20 protein-coding genes are annotated in these 17,753 nt (G+C 44.2%); 11 read left to right on the forward strand and 9 right to left on the reverse strand.

Annotated features, from left to right (window positions below):
• Nucleotides 1-494 (forward strand): tetratricopeptide repeat protein (locus tag EWV66_RS23130; protein ID WP_287108437.1); only part of this gene is annotated, 494 nt, incomplete at its 5' end.
• Nucleotides 495-937: 443 nt separating this feature from the next.
• Here the strand turns inward: EWV66_RS23130 and EWV66_RS23135 are convergent.
• The 4 genes from EWV66_RS23135 to EWV66_RS23150 form a co-directional block, all read right to left on the reverse strand.
• Nucleotides 938-1,078 carry a hypothetical protein gene (locus tag EWV66_RS23135; protein ID WP_190358149.1) on the reverse strand — a complete coding sequence of 47 codons (141 nt, stop codon included), beginning with the start codon at nucleotides 1,076-1,078 and terminating at the stop codon, nucleotides 938-940.
• Nucleotides 1,079-1,208: 130 nt separating this feature from the next.
• On the reverse strand, nucleotides 1,209-1,349 hold the full coding sequence (locus EWV66_RS23140; RefSeq protein ID WP_186814298.1) for a hypothetical protein: 141 nt from the start codon (nucleotides 1,347-1,349) through the stop codon (nucleotides 1,209-1,211).
• 70 nt (nucleotides 1,350-1,419) lie between these two features.
• The gene (locus tag EWV66_RS23145) at nucleotides 1,420-2,463 is read right to left on the reverse strand and encodes an N-acetyltransferase DgcN family protein (protein ID WP_287108441.1); all 1,044 of its coding nucleotides are present in this window, start codon (nucleotides 2,461-2,463) and stop codon (nucleotides 1,420-1,422) included.
• Nucleotides 2,456-3,508 (reverse strand): dipeptide epimerase, encoded by a 1,053-nt coding sequence (locus tag EWV66_RS23150; protein ID WP_287108443.1) that lies wholly within the window; start codon nucleotides 3,506-3,508, stop codon nucleotides 2,456-2,458. Before EWV66_RS23150 ends, EWV66_RS23145 begins: the two co-directional genes overlap by 8 nt.
• 207 nt (nucleotides 3,509-3,715) lie before the next feature.
• On the opposite strand from EWV66_RS23150, the gene EWV66_RS23155 reads away from it, so the two are divergent.
• The 4 genes from EWV66_RS23155 to EWV66_RS23170 all read left to right on the forward strand — a co-directional run bounded on the left by EWV66_RS23155 (nucleotide 3,716) and on the right by EWV66_RS23170 (nucleotide 7,163).
• Nucleotides 3,716-4,879 (forward strand): LptF/LptG family permease, encoded by a 1,164-nt coding sequence (locus EWV66_RS23155; RefSeq protein WP_287108445.1) that lies wholly within the window; start codon nucleotides 3,716-3,718, stop codon nucleotides 4,877-4,879.
• Between the two features lie 60 nt (nucleotides 4,880-4,939).
• Entirely contained in the window at nucleotides 4,940-5,107 is a 168-nt protein-coding gene (locus EWV66_RS23160) for a hypothetical protein (protein ID WP_002759244.1), read from the forward strand.
• A 127-nt stretch (nucleotides 5,108-5,234) separates the two neighbouring features.
• Complete coding sequence (locus EWV66_RS23165; protein WP_052277394.1) at nucleotides 5,235-6,578, forward strand: adenylosuccinate synthase; 1,344 nt, start codon at nucleotides 5,235-5,237, stop codon at nucleotides 6,576-6,578.
• 27 nt (nucleotides 6,579-6,605) lie between these two features.
• Nucleotides 6,606-7,163, forward strand: coding sequence for a 50S ribosomal protein L25/general stress protein Ctc (locus EWV66_RS23170; protein WP_002781534.1), 558 nt, complete (start codon nucleotides 6,606-6,608; stop codon nucleotides 7,161-7,163).
• Nucleotides 7,164-7,271: 108 nt separating this feature from the next.
• Here the strand turns inward: EWV66_RS23170 and EWV66_RS23175 are convergent, their stop codons facing one another.
• Nucleotides 7,272-8,255: a FliH/SctL family protein gene (locus tag EWV66_RS23175; protein WP_052277395.1), complete on the reverse strand. Its 984-nt coding sequence runs from the start codon at nucleotides 8,253-8,255 to the stop codon at nucleotides 7,272-7,274.
• Between the two features lie 112 nt (nucleotides 8,256-8,367).
• Here EWV66_RS23175 and EWV66_RS23180 point away from each other — a divergent pair, with 112 nt between their 5' ends.
• From EWV66_RS23180 to argC, 3 genes are all read left to right on the forward strand, one after another.
• The gene (locus EWV66_RS23180) at nucleotides 8,368-9,357 is read left to right on the forward strand and encodes a DUF389 domain-containing protein (RefSeq protein WP_052277396.1); all 990 of its coding nucleotides are present in this window, start codon (nucleotides 8,368-8,370) and stop codon (nucleotides 9,355-9,357) included.
• An 86-nt stretch (nucleotides 9,358-9,443) separates the two neighbouring features.
• Entirely contained in the window at nucleotides 9,444-9,707 is a 264-nt protein-coding gene (locus EWV66_RS23185) for a DUF3146 family protein (protein WP_002733391.1), read from the forward strand.
• Nucleotides 9,708-9,961: 254 nt separating this feature from the next.
• Nucleotides 9,962-11,023, forward strand: a complete 1,062-nt coding sequence (gene argC, locus EWV66_RS23190) for an N-acetyl-gamma-glutamyl-phosphate reductase (protein ID WP_052277397.1) — start codon at nucleotides 9,962-9,964, stop codon at nucleotides 11,021-11,023.
• A 623-nt stretch (nucleotides 11,024-11,646) separates the two neighbouring features.
• On the opposite strand, the gene EWV66_RS23195 is transcribed toward argC, so the two are convergent.
• Nucleotides 11,647-12,939 (reverse strand): D-alanyl-D-alanine carboxypeptidase, encoded by a 1,293-nt coding sequence (locus tag EWV66_RS23195; RefSeq protein WP_052277399.1) that lies wholly within the window; start codon nucleotides 12,937-12,939, stop codon nucleotides 11,647-11,649.
• A 149-nt stretch (nucleotides 12,940-13,088) separates the two neighbouring features.
• Here EWV66_RS23195 and plsX point away from each other — a divergent pair, with 149 nt between their 5' ends.
• Nucleotides 13,089-14,144, forward strand: a complete 1,056-nt coding sequence (gene plsX, locus EWV66_RS23200) for a phosphate acyltransferase PlsX (RefSeq protein ID WP_004268976.1) — start codon at nucleotides 13,089-13,091, stop codon at nucleotides 14,142-14,144.
• Nucleotides 14,145-14,195: 51 nt separating this feature from the next.
• Here the strand turns inward: plsX and EWV66_RS23205 are convergent, their stop codons facing one another.
• Nucleotides 14,196-14,360, reverse strand: a complete 165-nt coding sequence (locus EWV66_RS23205; protein ID WP_249264882.1) for a hypothetical protein — start codon at nucleotides 14,358-14,360, stop codon at nucleotides 14,196-14,198.
• Between EWV66_RS23205 and EWV66_RS23210 the strand changes: the two genes are divergently transcribed.
• Nucleotides 14,332-15,333, forward strand: coding sequence for a beta-ketoacyl-ACP synthase 3 (locus EWV66_RS23210; protein WP_052277400.1), 1,002 nt, complete (start codon nucleotides 14,332-14,334; stop codon nucleotides 15,331-15,333). The two genes, EWV66_RS23205 and EWV66_RS23210, sit on opposite strands and share 29 nt — an antisense overlap.
• Nucleotides 15,334-15,341: 8 nt before the next feature.
• On the opposite strand, the gene EWV66_RS23215 is transcribed toward EWV66_RS23210, so the two are convergent.
• Nucleotides 15,342-15,476 (reverse strand): hypothetical protein, encoded by a 135-nt coding sequence (locus EWV66_RS23215; RefSeq protein ID WP_284525854.1) that lies wholly within the window; start codon nucleotides 15,474-15,476, stop codon nucleotides 15,342-15,344.
• 23 nt (nucleotides 15,477-15,499) lie between these two features.
• On the opposite strand from EWV66_RS23215, the gene fabD reads away from it, so the two are divergent.
• The gene (gene fabD / locus EWV66_RS23220; RefSeq protein ID WP_052277401.1) at nucleotides 15,500-16,426 is read left to right on the forward strand and encodes an ACP S-malonyltransferase; all 927 of its coding nucleotides are present in this window, start codon (nucleotides 15,500-15,502) and stop codon (nucleotides 16,424-16,426) included.
• Between the two features lie 232 nt (nucleotides 16,427-16,658).
• Here fabD and EWV66_RS23225 read toward each other — a convergent pair whose 3' ends face one another.
• Entirely contained in the window at nucleotides 16,659-17,660 is a 1,002-nt protein-coding gene (locus tag EWV66_RS23225) for a pentapeptide repeat-containing protein (protein WP_052277402.1), read from the reverse strand.
• Nucleotides 17,661-17,753: the final 93 nt, after the last annotated feature.

Genomic DNA, 17,753 nt, shown 5'->3' on the forward strand with positions numbered 1-17,753 from the left:
CACTTTCCCTCAACAATTTAGCACTATTGTACTATTCTCAAGGCAGGTACACAGAAGCGGAACCTCGCTATCTAGAAGCATTAGAATTGAAAAAACGACTCTTAGGAGACAATCATCCCGATGTGCCACTTTCCCTCAACAATTTAGCAGGATTGTACTATTCCCAAGGCAGGTACACAGAAGCAGAACCTCTCTATCTAGAAGCTTTAGATTTGAGAAAACGACTCTTAGGAGACAATCATCCCGATGTGGCACTTTCCCTCAACAATTTAGCAGGATTGTACGAATCCCAAGGCAGATACACAGAAGCAGAACCTCGCTATCTAGAAGCGATTAATATTTTCAGGGAAAGATTAGGGGAAAATCATCCCAATACCCAAACCGTTTATCGGAATTATCTGAGGATGTTATCCCAATTACCCGAAGCAGAATTAAGACAACGGTTTCCCGATGAGGTGGTGGAGATGTTGAAACCAAAACCCCCTCATCCCTGAAAACAGTCTTAACTGTGATTGGAATGTTGAATGATGAACTATGACTAGGGAGCTAGTTAAGAGTGGATTAGAGATGAAGATTGATTGAATGAACTAATCATAGTTAAGACCATTGGAAAAGAGGGTCTGTAGGCGCACGGATTTTCCATTCTATTACCTAGTCCAGTAACCCACCACCATCGACAGTGGTTGATGTAATCATCTGATGAACTATGACTAGGGAGCTAGTTAAGAGTGGATTAGAGATGAAGATTGATTGAATGAACTAATCATAGTTAAGACCATTGGAAAAGAGGGTCTGTAGGCGCACGGATTTTCCATTAATTACCCCTACACCTATTACCTAGTCCAGTAACCCACCACCATTGACAGTGATTGGAATGATGAACTGTGATTAGGAACCTAGTTAAGAGTGGATTAGAGATGAAGATTGATTGAATAAATCAATCATAGTTAAGACCGTTGGAAAAGAGGGTCTGTAGGCGCACGGATTTTCCATTATGAATATAATATCCTGTCAAGTCGCCTTTGTCAAGAGAAAATTTGACAACATCCAGACAAACGTTATTGTAGGGGTAATTCATGAATTACCCCTACACCTATTACCTAGTCCAGTAACGCACCACCATCGACAGTGATTGGAATGATTGAATGATGAACTATGACTAGGAACCTAGTTAAGAGTGGATTAGAGATGAAGATTGATTGAATGAACTAATCATAGTTAAGACCATTGGAAAATAGGGTTCGTAGGCGCACGGATTTTCCATTATGAATATAGTATCCTGTCAAGTCGCCTTTGTCAAGAGAAAATTTGACAACATCCAGACAAACGTTATTGTAGGGGTAATTCATGAATTACCCCTACACCTATTACCTAGTCCAGTAACCCACCACCATTGACTATGATTGAATTAATCACTGATTACTGATTACTGATCACTGATAATAACCCTTGACCGCCAAAACGGACAACATCGGTACAAAATAACCCCGTTTCCTCCTGCACAGTTTCTATAGCTTTAACTGCCGCCTCCGGACTAAGATGAAAAGTATTTAAACTAATCCCTTTTACCTTCACCTCCCCGAAACTTCCCCCAGCGCTGGCAGTCATTTCGCAGAGTTTAATCACTTCCGTTAGGGGAGGGATGAGAATATCGGGTAAATCTTTGATATGAATTTGTCCAGCGCGATGGACGAGAATTAACCCCGTTGGTTGACTGCCACGCATTAAGGGCAAGGTAGCGGTGGATCCAGGGTGTAATAGCGAGCCTTGACCCTCAATAAACAGAATATCGTTATTTTCTGCTGATTCTAACACCAAAGCCTCGATCGCACCAGCAGCATAATCGACGCGCACCGCATCCAAGGGTACACCTTTCCCCGCGATCATAATTCCCCCCTGTCCAGTGGCTAAAAATTGCGATTTTAGCCCTTTTTCTTGGGCAACTCGATGTAATTCGATGCTAGTGGACATTTTGCCCACACTCATATCCGTGCCTACCGTTAGAATACGCTGACAGGTTAAATTTTTCGCCCGCGCTTGCCCAATTTTTAAGTCTTGGGGTTCCAGACGGATATCCCAAATCCATTGATCCGGTTTAAGCTGAGAAAAAAGGGGTTTTAGGGGTGTATGGAGTCCATTAACGAGGGATAACCCTGCCCTTACCCCCTCTTTGATTTCTTCTAGCCAATGGGGTGGTAAAATGCCTCCTGAGGGTGCGATGCCAATTAACAGGGTATCGGGATGATAGGTTAGAGCTTCCCTAACAGTAGCAACAATCGGCAAGGGGCGATCGATTCCGGCCACTTCTTTTAAGGCGCTGCCGGCGCTTTCTGCGTCAATAATCGCCACTACCTGCGCTTTTCCGTAACGCAGATAACTTAACCCAGTTTTGCCGCGAGTTCCTTTGATTCCTTCGTGGAGAAGAATCGCTACTTTCTTGTCAGGAGTCAAATAATTAGTCATCTTCTGTCCGTAAACTAACACCCAAACCGGGTGAATTATTTGGTTGTAAACGTCCCTTTTCTAAGCTTAATCCCGTGAAGGGATCATCGCGTAAATTTAAATGACTATCTAGGTCAAGATAGTTGACAAGCGGGCCAAGATGTGCTAGGGCAGTATTGGCTAAACTGCTATCAGAGTAACATCCGAACATAATTTGCAGTCGGCAAGCTTGGGCAATATGAATCATTCTCTGTACTTCGGCTAATCCACCAGCTTTCATTAGTTTAATATTAATGCCGTGGACTCGATCGGCCAGTTTCGGGATATCTTGACTAGAAAAACAGCTTTCATCGACGAAGATAGGTAGGGGCGATTTTTGGTATAAATCAATTAAATCTCGTTCTTGTCCCACGGATAGGGGTTGTTCCACATAAATAACGCCTTTTTCCTCTAACCATTGGCACATTTTCACCGCATCGCTCAATTTCCAACCACCATTAGCATCGACAGTTAGGGGCAAATGGGGGACAATTTCTTTAATAGCCAGAATTATAGCTCGATCGGCTTCTATACCGTCCGGTGAGCCTAATTTGACCTTTAATAAGCTAAAATCGCCGATTTCTAGCCAATCTAACACCCTCTTCCCCACATTTTCTGGAGAATTTAAACCGATAGTAACAGAAACTGGCGGAATTAAAGAGCGATCGAGTCCAAAAATTTGCCAGAGAGGTAAATTAGCTTTTTTGCCTAACCAGTCGTGCAGCGCCGTGTCAATAGCGGCACGAGTAGCCGAAGATATCTGATTTTGCCATAAAATTTTCTCAATTTCTTGGCGTTGACAGGGGTGAAAAGATTGTAAAAGAGGAGCGATCGAGTTTAATTCTTGCAGAATTTTATCGGTTTTTTTCTCCTCGCTGGTAATATCAAAAGGGGATGCCTCTCCCCACCCTTCGATATTTTCCTCGCTAATTTGCAGCCAAATATTAGTATTTTTACTGGTAGTGCCGCGACTAATCGTTAAAGGTACTCGTTTATGAATAGTAAAAGTTTGCCAGTTTAGCAGCATAATTCACCTAGGGATGATCGGGGAATAGGAACAGAAAAATTATCTACACTTACCCAAATCCTTACTTCTGTCCACTCTCCCCGCAATCATACAACTTCTGGCGGTGTTTTTCGTCAAAGACAAAATATGATAGGCTAACCGAAGGTATAGGCAAGACGGCTGCGGGTTAGGAAATGGGATGAAAGAGGAGTGAGTTAACCAAAATCAATGATTAAGAAAAAGATTTCTTACTGGGTAAATGGAGGTATTGCCCTCATTGATCGCTATCTGATCAGCCAACTACTACCCCCATTTTTATTTAGTGTTGGTTTATTTGCCTCTTTGGGAGTAGCGATCAGCAATCTTTCCGATTTGGCTAATCAGGTAGTTGATGCTAATCTACCCCTTGCCTCGGCCCTAGAAATTCTCCTGTTAAAAGTGCCAGAATTTGTCACTTATTCCCTGCCAGTTTCTCTTTTGCTGGCCACTTTAATCACCTACGGACGTTTAAGTAGTGATAGCGAAACCGTTGCCCTGCAAAGCTGTGGAGTCACTCTTTACCGTCTTTTTATACCGACTTTTTGCCTGAGTTTAATAGTTACAGTGGTGACATTTTTATTAAACGAATATGTGGTTCCTAATGCTAATTATCGAGCTACAGAAATTTTAGTACAGAAAATTAATAAAGAAGCAAACTTTTGGAAAAATAAAGACTTTTACTATCCCGATTATGAAATAAAAACCCTAGAAAATGGTACGATTAATCGCAATTTAAGAAGTTTATTTTATGCCGAACAATTTGACGGGGAAAAGATGAAAACCGTCACCGTTATCCGTTGGCTAAAACAAGAATTAAATCAAATTATTATCGCCGATTCGGCCCGTTGGAATGCCGTCGATAACGTCTGGGACTTTTTTAACGGCATTATCTATGAATTAACCCCCCCTAACGCCTCCTATAGCCAAGTTATCCCCTTTAAAACCGAAAAAATCGCTTTATCTCGCTCCGCTTTCGATTTTGCTCGTCAAAGCCGCGATCCCTACGAGATGAACATACCACAGGCGATCGAATATGTGCAACTGCTCAAACTCAGTGGCGATGAGAAAAGAGTCAGGTTTTTTCAAGTGCGAATCCAGCAAAAAATCGCCTTTCCCTTTGTCTGTATCGTCTTTGCTACCATTGGCTGTGCCTTGGGTTCTCTACCGCAAAGAATTAGTCGGGGAACCAGTTTCGGTCTCAGTGTCGCCATTGTTTTCCTCTATTATCTTTTAAACTTCTTAGTGGGCAGCTTGGGACTAACCGCCACCCTCTCCCCCTTCCTAGCTGCCTGGCTGCCTAACTTTTTCGGTTTTGGGTTAGGTCTGTGGTTATTATGGCGACTTAACGGTTAGACTTTTTTGAAAATTTTCGTCAAGATAGGAGACGTAGAGTTATAGCAGGCCCCTTAGTCTATGTTTCCCTTCTTCTTTAACACTTGTGGCAGCACTTCCCGTCAAGAATGTCAAGAGCGTAAATTAACATTCCTCAAATGGATGCGCGACGACCTCGAAACCCGTCTAGCGGGATTAAATGCCGCTATCGAAACTATCGAGCGTCAAATCAGTCGGGAAGGTCAATAAACCCTGAAAATAGGCGAGTTTTCCCCTCGCCTTCTCCCCACAATTAGCTAAGAGAGATAACTTGACAGTTGTATTCGCCAAGAGGGATAATAGGAGTTTGTGTGAACTTTAGCTAGACTAAAATACCTTGGCTAACGTTATTGTAATCGGCGCTCAGTGGGGCGACGAAGGAAAAGGAAAAATCACGGATCTGCTGAGTCGATCGGCGGATGTGGTGGTGCGTTCTCAAGGTGGCGTAAATGCGGGTCATACCGTCGTCGTCGAGGGTCAAACGTTCAAACTCCATCTAATTCCCTCTGGGATTCTCTACCCGGATACGGAATGTATAATCGGCTCAGGAACAGTCATAGATCCCTCGGTGTTACTCAAAGAGATGGCGCAATTACACGCCCTCAATGTTACCACCGACAATCTCTATATCTCGCAAACGGCTCATGTCACTATGCCCTATCATCGGCTGCTCGATCAAGCATCCGAGGAAAAACGGGGTAAATATAAAATCGGCACCACGGGAAGGGGTATCGGCCCCACCTATGCCGACAAGTCCGAGCGCATCGGTATTCGAGTCATCGACTTGATCAATACCGAGAATCTGCGGCAAAAACTAGAATGGACGATCAATTATAAAAACGTCATTTTAGAAAAGTTATATAACTTACCGCCTTTAGATCCGAAGACGGTGATCGAGGAATATCTAGAATATGCCGAGAAACTGCGTCCCCATGTGGTCGATAGTTCCCTAAAAATCTACGAAGCAATCCGCAAGCGTAAGAATATTCTTTTTGAAGGGGCCCAAGGCACCCTACTCGACCTCGATCACGGAACCTATCCCTACGTTACCTCCTCCAATCCGATCGCCGGGGGTGCTTGTGTCGGTTCTGGCATTGGTCCAACGGTAATCGATCGAGTGATCGGTGTGGCCAAAGCTTACACCACTAGGGTAGGTGAAGGTCCATTTCCCACGGAATTAGAGGGGGAGATCGAGCAGTTATTATGCGATCGTGGGGCGGAATTCGGGACTACCACCGGCCGTCGTCGTCGCTGCGGTTGGTTTGATGCGGTGATCGGTCGTTACGCGGTGCGAATCAATGGTTTAGACTGTCTAGCGATCACCAAATTAGATGTTCTCGATACCCTAGAGGAAATCAAAGTCTGTGTTGCCTACCAATTGGACGGCAAAACCTGTCGCCATTTACCCAGTAGTGCGGTGGAATTCGCCCGTTGTCAACCTATTTATCGAACGATGCCGGGGTGGCAACAACCCACCAGCGATTGTCGCAGTCTGGAAGACCTGCCCAAACAGGCCCTCGATTATCTAAAATTCCTGGGGGCGATCATGGAAGTACCGATCGCTATTATCTCCCTAGGAGCTAGTCGCGACCAAACTATTATCGTTGAAGACCCCATTCACGGACCAAAACGCGCTCTTTTGGACGAAAATGGCTCACCTTGGGATAATCACGAATTTTAAATCATTGCTAAAGAGGATTAGTCAACTATGCAAGTTAGCGTTGAATGTCAAAAAAGACCGGAGAATATTAACCCCAGGGCCCTACGTCGTCAGGGTTTGATCCCGGCGGTTCTCTATGGCCACAACGGCACGGAATCGGTTTCTCTGGTGGTGGGAGAAAAAGCGGCCTTAACCCTGCTTAAAAAGGCTTCGGTAAATAATACCCTGGTGGATGTGAATGTTCCCGAAATGCCCTGGACGGGAAAAGCTTTGATCCAAGAGGTACAATCTCATCCCTGGAAAAGAAATCTCTATCACCTCAGTTTCTTCTCGGTATCTGCCCACGGTAAGCTCGATATCGTTGTTCCCATTAAGGCCATTGGAGAAGCGATCGGAACCAAACAGGGCGGTTTAATCGAACAGTTCGTTAACGAAGTTAATGTCTCCTGTATTGCTGATAATATCCCAGAAGTGATCGAATTTGATGTGTCGGGGATCGGTGTGGGGCAATCCCTGCTCGTGGGTGATTTAAAAATGCCGGAAGGGGTGACTTTAAAAGATGATCCCCATACCACCGTTTTTGCCATTGTTGCCGCTAAACGGTAAATTCAGTGATCAGTGATCAGTAACCAGTCATCAGTGAGCGGCCAATCATATTTCATTGTTGACTGTTGACTGTTGACTGTTGACTGGTTACTGCTCTGGCGCTCCCATCTACTGGGGGGTTATATCGTGAAAACGCTCAAATAGCTCCTCGCGGGTGGATTCGATTAATAAACGGCTAGATTCGCTGGGGGATAAGGATAACAATCCCTCAATCACGGGATTAAAAGAATCATCTAACTTTCCAAAGCGCACTTGTAGTAAATTTTCGATCATCCCCCGACGCGCCTCTTGAAGACCTGCTTGAAGACCTGCTTGAAGACCTGCTTGACGACCTTCTTCAAGAGCTTCTTCTCTAGCTTGACGACCTTCTTCAAGAGCTTCTTCTCTAGCTTGTCGTCTCACTCCTTCTTTCCATTCCAGATAAGTTTGCGATAACGTCATAAACACCTCTCGATCCTCTTCTTCTAAAATATTTTGTATTTCCACGCTCACCCGCCAACTAAGTAATAGTTCTATGACATTTTGACGGTAGTTGTTCCCTATTGGTAATTCTAGCAACTCTCGCACGGCTTGATTCTGAGTTTTGCCCTTACCCAATAACCTTAACCAGAGGGTGTGAAAATTAACAGGAAGTTGATTGATCACAATAATAGCCGTGCGCTGTAAAGGAGGCAAGAAATAGACCCCTTCGGGCCAATTCCGGTCTAAGGCCGCCCCAAAACCGTTTAATATAGTCTCACTAACCAGAGGAGCAAGAATCCATAAACGGGGCAAATTTTCCTCATTGTAGGGGCTATTTTCTCGTTTGGCTTGTCGCTGTAGTTCAGCAAAAACGGCGGTTAATTTCGAGAGACAATTACGCACATCGGCACGAGTGGGAGAATTACGATAGGGTTCTAGGAGAGCGCTATTTAGGGCAATTTGACCTAATAATCCTAGATTATCGACAGTTATCTGCCGATCTGGATGAGGCGAAAAAAATAGATCAATTTGTCGGGTTTCGTCGGTAATTTCTTTGCTAATTTCTACCCGGCCTAGGGGCGATAATAATTCTTCCAGATAGTTTTTAGCAAATTGGTCATGAGGTTTCATCGATCGAGGCGAAGAAAAAAACGGTAAGATTAGTTAAAGAAAATGATACAAATATACATTGATTAGACAAAAAAAGCTATAAGTAAAAGAAAAGTTAATCTTCCTAAGTCCCATGACCAGAAAAGAACGGCCTTACTCGTGGTTCTCAAGAAAACCCTTGACCTGGCAACAATCGCGGGCCATGTGGCGCGATTTATGGTTAGAAGCGTCCCTCGATTTTCCCTATCTAGCTTTGATTGTTAGTTCTTGTGCGATCGCTACCTTTGGTTTAGTTGCCAATAGTGCAGCCGTGATTATTGGAGCGATGATTATTGCCCCTTTGATGTTGCCGATTCGTAGTCTGGCTTTTGGTGGTTTAATTGGCAGTTGGCGATTAATTCGTAAGTCAGCATTGGCGATTTTAGTCGGTACGATTATCGCTTTAGCGATAGCTTGGTTTCTAGGATTATTGATCGGAATTTCTGAATTTGGTAGTGAAATTCAAGCCCGTTCTCAACCGAATCTTTTAGATTTAGGAGTGGCAGTTACCGCGGGAGCAATCAGTGGTTATGCCAAAATAGAACCGAAAATTTCAGGTACTTTAGCGGGAACAGCGATTGCCGTGGCTTTAATGCCGCCAGTTTGCACGATTGGTTTAGGATTATCCCAAGGCAATTGGATCCTAAGTTTGGGAGCCACTCTGTTATATATTACCAATTTATTAGGCATTGCTCTCGCCTGTTTGTTGGTCTTTTTACTGGCAGGTTATTCTAGTTTTCATCGGGCGCGTAACGCTCTAATTTTGACTTCTATCCTGACAGCAGTGCTGCTAATTCCCTTAGGAATAAGTTTTGCAACTCTGGCTAATCAAGCTCGCTTAGAAAGGCTGATCAAAAAAGCTTTATTACAACGAACAGTTACTTTTCAACGGACAGAATTATTGGAGTCTTCGATTAATTGGCTCAATCAACCTCCCCAGGTGAGATTAGTCGTAAGAACCGCCGAAAGCATTACCCCCAGACAGGTAGAATTGTTGCAAGAATTCATTACCAAGGAAATGGGGCGACCTTTTCAATTAAATGTCTTGGTTTCTAAGGTTAATGAGGTCACTTCCCCGGAATAGCGTCGAGAAAATTAGCTCAAGTAATGACAAACAAGGATTAATTCGCTATCTTAATGTTTGATATTTAATCTATAGGTAGGGTTCAGGTGAGTGGCGGCAATCGACCAGAAAGCACGGCTTATGTGCGGATAATTAAGCAATCTTGGCAAACGGGGAAATTAGAGGGAGAAGTGCGGACGGAACAATATCAATGGCGTTTTCAGTGGCATTTTCTTCAAGGCAAGTTATTAGTACAACCTTCCCTAGGTAGGGCTTTGATTTTTGAACCCTTGAATCGGTTTTTAGAACGCTACGATTATCAATTAGAACCGGGAGGAGATTATGAATTTACGGTGCGCTCAAAATTTTAAATATGGGGGATTGAATTACAGCCTTTCTCCTAAGGATGAAGTTTAACTTAATTTGGCATCATAAAAGGAAAACCTTGTACCTCATCATTAAGATAACTGCCTATTGATCAAAAGAAATTGACGGTTTATGGACAACCCGGCCGAGATACTAGGTTTTTAAAGGAAGTTTTTTGATTTAAATCCTGCCGGTTAGGCTAAAATTCAGCCATACTAAAGCGTTATATTAACGATAAGAATTTTTAGGAATAAGGGAAATGACGCAAGAACAGAAGGTTTCAGTGGGTATTGTCGGCGCTTCCGGATATGGTGGCGTACAGTTGGTACGTTTGCTCAAAGAACATCCCTTCGTAGAATTAGCCTATCTGGGGGGCGATAGTAGCGCCGGAAAACCCTACAGTGATTTATATCCCCATCTCGGTCATAGCATTAATCTTAATGTGGAGGCGATCGATTTAGAGATAATTGCCTCCCGTTGTCAAGTGGTTTTCTTGGGTTTACCCAATGGTTTAGCCTGTGATTTAGCCCCTCCTTTGCTCGCTAAAGGGTGTAAAGTTTTGGATCTGTCGGCAGATTATCGTTTTACTAGCCTAGAAACCTATAGTAAATGGTATGGCAAGGAACGTCAGGATCAAGCGATCGCATCTACGGCTGTGTACGGTTTGCCGGAACTTTATCGGGAAGAGATTAAAAATGCCTCTTTGATCGGTTGCCCCGGATGTTATCCTACTGCTAGTTTAATGGCGATTTCTCCCCTGTTAAAACAGGGTTTAATTCTCCCGGAAACCACGATTATTGATGCCAAATCGGGAACTTCGGGAGGGGGAAGACAAGCTAAGATTAATATGTTATTGGCAGAAGCAGACAGTTCGATTGGGGCCTATAATGTAGCGGGAAAACACCGTCATACTCCCGAAATTGAGCAGATTTGCAGCGATTTAGCCGGTCATGAGGTGCGCGTCCAGTTCACCCCCCATTTAATGCCCATGGTTCGGGGTATCCTGTCCACAGTCTATGCAACTTTGCGGGATCCCAATCTGGTGCGGGATGATTTAATCACTATCTACAATGCTTTTTATCGCACTTCTCCCTTTGTCAAAATCTTACCGGGGGGAGTCTATCCACAAACTAAATGGGCCTGTGGTACTAATTTATGTTATCTCGGTATTGAAGTGGATCCGAGAACCGATCGAGTGATAGTGATGTCAGCGATCGATAATTTAGTTAAGGGACAATCGGGACAAGCGGTACAATGTCTCAATCTCATGATGGGTTGGGAAGAATCCCTTGGTTTACCGCAAATGTGTTTTTATCCCTAAAAATTTCTGGATGCGTTTAACCGGGTACATCTCATTTTTGTAAATCTACTGAGTTGGGATTTTTAAAGGGAAACTATCTTCTAAAATTGGTGATCACTTCCGATTTTACCACTCAATCCAAGCCTTTGGGGGGTTCTACCCCCCAAACCCCCCGTTGGGGGCGTGGCGCCGCCCCCAAACCCCGGAGCGCATTAGTTTTTTGGTGGGATGCTTACACGCAGCTGCTGATACATTTGTAATTATTTGGCTCTTCTGGTTTCTGTGTGGAAACTAGGTCTATACTGATAGTTTATTCCGCAAAATAGTCCTAAAAGTTTTGCCCAATAAGCACTTCAGGATTCCATAAGCCAAAATTATCACACAGAGTGACTGATAATTGCTGATTGTCGGTATTTCTGCAAATGTGAGATGCACCTCGTTTAACCACACATCCTTTAATCAATTTCAGGAAAAACTGGCAAAATTTTGTCACTATGATTGAGATGCGATGTTTACCGATTGGCAGCAAAGACAAGGAGAAAATGGCAGAAAAGTAGTCAGTTTATCGACAAAAGCGAATATAAAACCTTCCTAAATTTCCTCACCACCCAACTAAATTTGATTGTCAAGTTGATATCAATCCCTTAGAAACCTTGACTTATTCGACTGGGATCACCTAGAAAGGCCCTTGCAGGAATCGATCCTTTAGTCGCTTCTGGGAGAATTTGCCAGTGTTGATCTAAAGCTTGTAACACCCGATCCTGCTGATTTCTGAATCCCTCGATATTGCTACTACCAGCATTCATAATCACAAACCAAACTTTACCCCTTTCTTGGGTGGGAATTTCTCCAGCTAAGGCACTAACTTGGGCTAAAGTTCCAGTTTTAATCATCACTCCTTTAGGAATGGCCCGCCACTGCATAGTTCCTTTGGTGTCGCGTCCCCCCACCGGAAATAAATCGGCGACTTTGATCGGTTGATTGGCTAATTTGCGATCCAATGCTTGAAGAATCTCAATAACTGCCCGGGGAGACAAGCGATTTTCTACCCCCAATCCCGAACCATTAATTAATTGAATTTCCTCCGCTCCTACCCCAGTAATTTTAGTATTAATTGCGTCCACTGCCGCCGGACCACCGAGCAGTTCGGCTAACATTTCTGACATGACGTTATTACTATAAATATTCATCTGACGCAACAGTTCCGTTAAAGTCAAGGACTGATGACGCAACAATAATCGGGCATTTTCGGGGCGAATTTGACTGGCTCGAACCATGCCCAAAATCTTCACCTGTGGGGCTTTTGTGCCGCTAGGAAGGCTCTGAAAAGCTTTTTGGGTTTCTTTTGACCATTTCGATTGATTAAGCCCAATTTTCAGCAATTCTCCCGCTTTGAGGGGATCGGTTTGAAAATTCATGGCGAATTGACCGGTAATGATCAGATCGCCTTTGACCTGACGGATGCCTAATTGATCGAGGCCATTGCCCACTGCGATCGCTTCTTCCCAGACAAAAAGCGGATCCCCTTCCCCTTCAATAATTAAATCTCCCTCTAACACCCCGTTTTTTACCTCTCCCGTGCTGTAAAAACGAGTAGCAAAACGATGATCGAGGGGCCAGGTTTCCACGGCGGCGAGAGTAGTGGCGATTTTAGTTAAAGAAGCCCCCGAAGCGGGCAGATTACCCTGATGATCAGCTAAATAAGCCCATTCCGTCTCAATTAACACCCGTTGTTGACTAGAGTTTAAACCTTTTTTCGTCAACTCTTGCAGATAATCGGCCACGATCGCCGCCACCCGGGGATCGGGAGCGGTGGGAAGGTCAAAAATAGGCTGATTTTGCCAAGAAATTAGGGGAATATTGGCGATCGGTTGGGATTGCCCCCCCAGCCAACCCAAGAGAAAGCCGAAAACTGCCAAATTAAAAACTGAGAACATCTTTTCCTTAATCGCAATGATGCCTTATTGTATAGAAATGATTGGTAATTTTTAACAATTGCTCGATCAGAAAACACTAATCCTCGATCGGCCAGCTTTTGTCAAGAGCTGCCGCTCAACTTATTAAAGATTTCTATCCCACTGACTCAATGGCAGAAACGGCATTAAATCGGGCAAGAATCGCGGTAGATGCGATGGGAGGTGACTACGCTCCCAACGAGATTATCGCGGGATCGATGCGAGCTTCCGAAGAATTAGATGTAGAAGTATTATTAGTCGGCGATTCTGAACGGATTGAGGCTTATTTCCAGCATCATCCCCGTCCCAAGAATCTCACGATCGTCCACGCGGAGGAAGTGGTGGCCATGGACGAAGAGCCGATCACCGCTATCCGTCGCAAACCAGCGGCCTCGATTAATGTGGCCATGGATTTAGTCAAACAAAATCGCGCCGATGCGGTGGTGGCCGCCGGTCACTCCGGGGCAGCCATGGCGGCGGCGTTACTGCGTTTAGGTCGTTTAAAAGGAATCGATCGCCCGGCGATCGGTGCAGTGCTGCCGACGATGTTGGCGGGTAAATCGGTGATTATCCTCGATGTCGGGGCGAATGTGGACTGTAAACCCAAATATTTAGAGCAGTTTGCCCTAATGGGAACAATTTACAGTAAATACGTTATGGGGGTTGAAGATCCGAAAGTCGGTTTACTCAATATCGGTGAAGAACCTAGCAAAGGTAACGATCTCGCCCTAAAAACCTACGAATTATTGGAAAATAACCAGCAAATTCCCTTTATCGGCAATGCTGAGGGCCGGGATGTGCTATCGGGACAATTTGATGTGATTGTCTGCGATGGTTTTGTCGGTAATGTCCTGTTAAAATTTGCCGAAGCGGTGGGAGGAGTTATCCTACAAATTCTCAAAGAGGAATTACCTAGGGGGATACAGGGTAAAGTCGGGACGGCTTTAATTAAACCCAATCTTAAACAGATTAAACAACGCATGGATCACGCGGAACACGGCGGTGCGCTGTTATTTGGAGTCGATGGGGTCTGTGTGATCAGTCACGGCAGTTCCCAAGCGCCTTCGATTTTTAACGCCATCCGACAGGCGAAAAATGCCGTCGATAATCGCGTTTCTGAGCGCATTCAAGCCTACAATGACCACCATCATCAATTAAAAAAGTTGTCGGTGAACAGTGAAGATTAAGCTGTGAACCATCTTGAAGCGGTCGGGAGACTCCGAGACAGGAGACTATTTTTATTTATTCTTCCCACTGATAACTGACCCACTTCCCACTGATAACTGACCCACTTCCCACTGATAACTGACCCACTTCCCACTGATAACTGATAACTGATAACTGATAACTGATAACTGAAAAAGGGGGAATATTTTGAACGGATTCGGGGCAGCAGTCGTCATTACTGGTTGTGGATCGGCCACACCAGGGCAATTTCTTAGTAATGAAGAACTCAGCCAAATTGTCGAGACTTCCGATGAATGGATTAAAAGTCGTACCGGCATCGGTCAACGCCATTTAGCGGATCAATCGGTGTCTTTGAGCCAATTAGCAGCCCAAGCGGCGATTAAGGCTCTAGAAATGGCTCAGGTGTCGCCTAGGGACATCGATCTGATTCTCTTGGCTACTTCTACCCCCGATGATCTGTTCGGTAGTGCCGCCCAAGTTCAAAGTCAGATCGGGGCCAATCGGGCGATCGCTTTTGATCTCACCGCCGCCTGTTCGGGTTTTCTGGTGGCATTAGTCACCGCCACCCAGTTTATCCGTACTGGTACTTACCGCAATGTCTTGGTTATCGGGGCCGATGTTCTCTCCCGTTGGGTGGATTGGAACGATCGCGCTACCTGTGTCCTCTTTGGTGATGGGGCAGGGGCGGTTCTTTGTCAAGCAAATGATACAAAAGATAACATTCTCGGTTTTGAACTCCATAGCGACGGCAGCCAGAATGGTTCTCTCAATCTCGCCTATCAGGGGGAAGAATTGCCCCTTAAAGAGGGGGTAAGGGTTCAAAAAGGGACCTATAAGCCTCTAACGATGAACGGACGGGAAGTCTATCGTTTTGCCGTGGCGAAAGTGCCAGAGGTCATCGAAAAAGCTCTCTATCGGGCTAATTTAACCACCAGTGACATCGATTGGTTAGTTCTGCACCAAGCTAATCAAAGAATTATAGACGCGGTGAGCGAGCGCCTGAAACTGCCTCCCGAAAAAGTGATCAGCAATCTCAGCGAGTATGGCAACACTTCCGCTGCCTCGATTCCTCTAGCCCTCGATGAAGCTGTCAGGAGTGGTAAGGTCAAAAAAGGTGATATTATTGCTTCTTCTGGCTTTGGTGCCGGTTTAACTTGGGGTGGGATTATCTTCCGTTGGGGAGATTAATTCAGTGATCAGTAAACAGTAACCAGTAACCAGTGAACAGTAAACAGTAAACAGTAAACTAAAAACTCACATCTGATAACTGATAACTGATAACTGATAACTGATAACTGATAACTGATAACTGATAACTGACCCAAACACATCTATCTATCTATTTTAAGAACTTATGAAAACAGCGTGGATATTCCCGGGACAAGGATCGCAAGCGTTAGGAATGATTGGAGATTTAGCGGAAAGTGCGCTTGGCCAAGAGAGATTAAAAATAGCATCAAAAATCCTCGGTTGGTCAGTCCTGGAAAAATGTCAAGGGGATGAAGAAACCCTATCTCGTACTCTTTATACTCAACCTTGTTTATTTGTGGTGGAGAGTATTTTAGCGGATTTGTTGCAAGAAAAAGGTCATTTTCCCGATCTAGTCGCTGGTCATAGTCTCGGTGAATATTCCGCTTTGTATGCGGCCAGGGTGTTTAATTTTGAGACAGGATTAAATCTAGTTCAAAACCGTTCCCGTTTGATGGATGCGGCCGAAGGTGGTAAAATGGCCGCCTTAATGAAATTTGATCGCACCAGTCTAGAGACAGTGATTAATCAGACGGAAAATGTAGTTATTGCTAATGATAATAGTGCTGAACAAGTGGTAATTTCTGGGACTCCTGAAGCGGTGGATTTGGTATTAGGTCAAGTGAAAGTTAAGCGGGTTATGCAGTTAAAAGTATCCGGCGCTTTTCACTCTCCCTTGATGGAAAATGCTGCCATTCAATTTCAGCAAATTTTAGAATTAGTTAATTTTCGGGCTGCAAAAGTTCCTGTGATTTCTAATGTCGATCCGAGCAATCCTACCCAGGACGGGGAAGAATTAAAAAAATATCTGATCTGGCAGATGACTAGCTCGGTTCGCTGGCGAGAAATTATGTTAAAATTGCCAGATGTGGGTGCGGAAAAAGCGATCGAAGTGGGTCCGGGTAAAGTTTTAACTGGTTTAATTAAACGAACTGTTCCTGCAATTGAGTTAGAAAATATCAGTCAATTAGCCGATATATCCAAGGGTAGCGACGATGTTATATTCCGGGGTTCATTAATTGGTGTTGGTTAAATTATCTAGCAACATTTTCGACAAAGGAAGTAAATTGATGGATACCTAGCCAAAAATTTGGTTAGGTATTTTTTTAGGAAACTATCATAGGGTTTGCGGCAAAAACTTTTTCAGCAGACCCTAGTTATTCTCCCATCTTCCCCCCGCAACGCGCACGAAGTGGTCTCCCCACTCCCCACGGTTATAGAAACCTCGGCAGAAAAGTCTCTACAACCAGGTTTTTCTAGGAATATTAGGAAAGGAGATTACCGCGACTACCGTTAGGAAGAATAGTTTCTTCGAGGGAAGCAGAAAGAAGATTATTTTCGGTTAAAATCGCCCCAATTAAGTTAGCTTGTTTGAGATTAGCTCGTTTAAGATTGCTTCCCACTAAATAACTCAAGAGTAATCCCGCTTGGTGTAGATTAGCACCAGAAAGGTTAGCGGAGGCTAAATTAGCACCGAGCAGATTACAACCGGTTAGGTTAGCCTGGCGAAAATTGGCTTTATTAGCGTCAGTTTTACTTAAATCGGCTCCAGTTAAGTTAGCTCCCTCAAAATCGCTACAATTGAGGTTAGCTCCCGTCAGATTAGCACCTTCGAGGTTAGCATAACGTAAATCCGCCCCCCGTAAATCCGCCCCGCGCAAATCGGCATAGCTGAGGTCGGCGTATTGAAGATGGCAGTTTTCCAGATTAGCTTGATAGAGATAGGCTCGAATTAGGTTAGCCTCTTTTAAGTTAGCATAGCTAAGATTGGCAGAGCTAAGAATAGCACGAGTGAGAATAGCCCGTTTTAGGTTAGCTTTCCCCGCCATGGCATGGGTTAAAGTGGCTGAGGTGAGATTAGCGGCTTCGAGATTCGCTTTGAACAGTTGAGCAAAAAGTAAGCTACTGTGAATTAAACAGGCAGAACTTAAATCAGCCTTTTTCAGAACAGTATTACTCAAAATTGCGCCGCTTAGTTGACTTTGGTGCAAATTTGCCCCGGAAAGGTCGGCTTTAGTCAGGTTAGCATCGATAAGACAAGCTTTGCTTAAATTAACTTCTTCGAGGGAAGCGTCCTTGAAATTAGCGTTAATTAAACTAGCTTCGGCTAAATTGGCTCGTTTTAAGTAACTATGACTGAGGTTAATCTGGTTTAAACACTGTCTCTTTAAATTAACTCCGCTAAGTCTGACTTCCGCAAAGTTGCGTTCACCTCGATTATACAGTTCGATTAGATGTTCACGATTGGTTAAGGCATTGCTACTCATAAAATAACTAAATTGTTCTGGAAGGTGATTTCCAGAGAATTGGTTGGGGAAAATTACTGATCATGAAGTCGATCTCTAGGATTAGTACAGGGA

This window comes from Microcystis sp. M_OC_Ca_00000000_C217Col (assembly GCF_007095585.1).
GTDB lineage: Bacteria > Cyanobacteriota > Cyanobacteriia > Cyanobacteriales > Microcystaceae > Microcystis > Microcystis panniformis.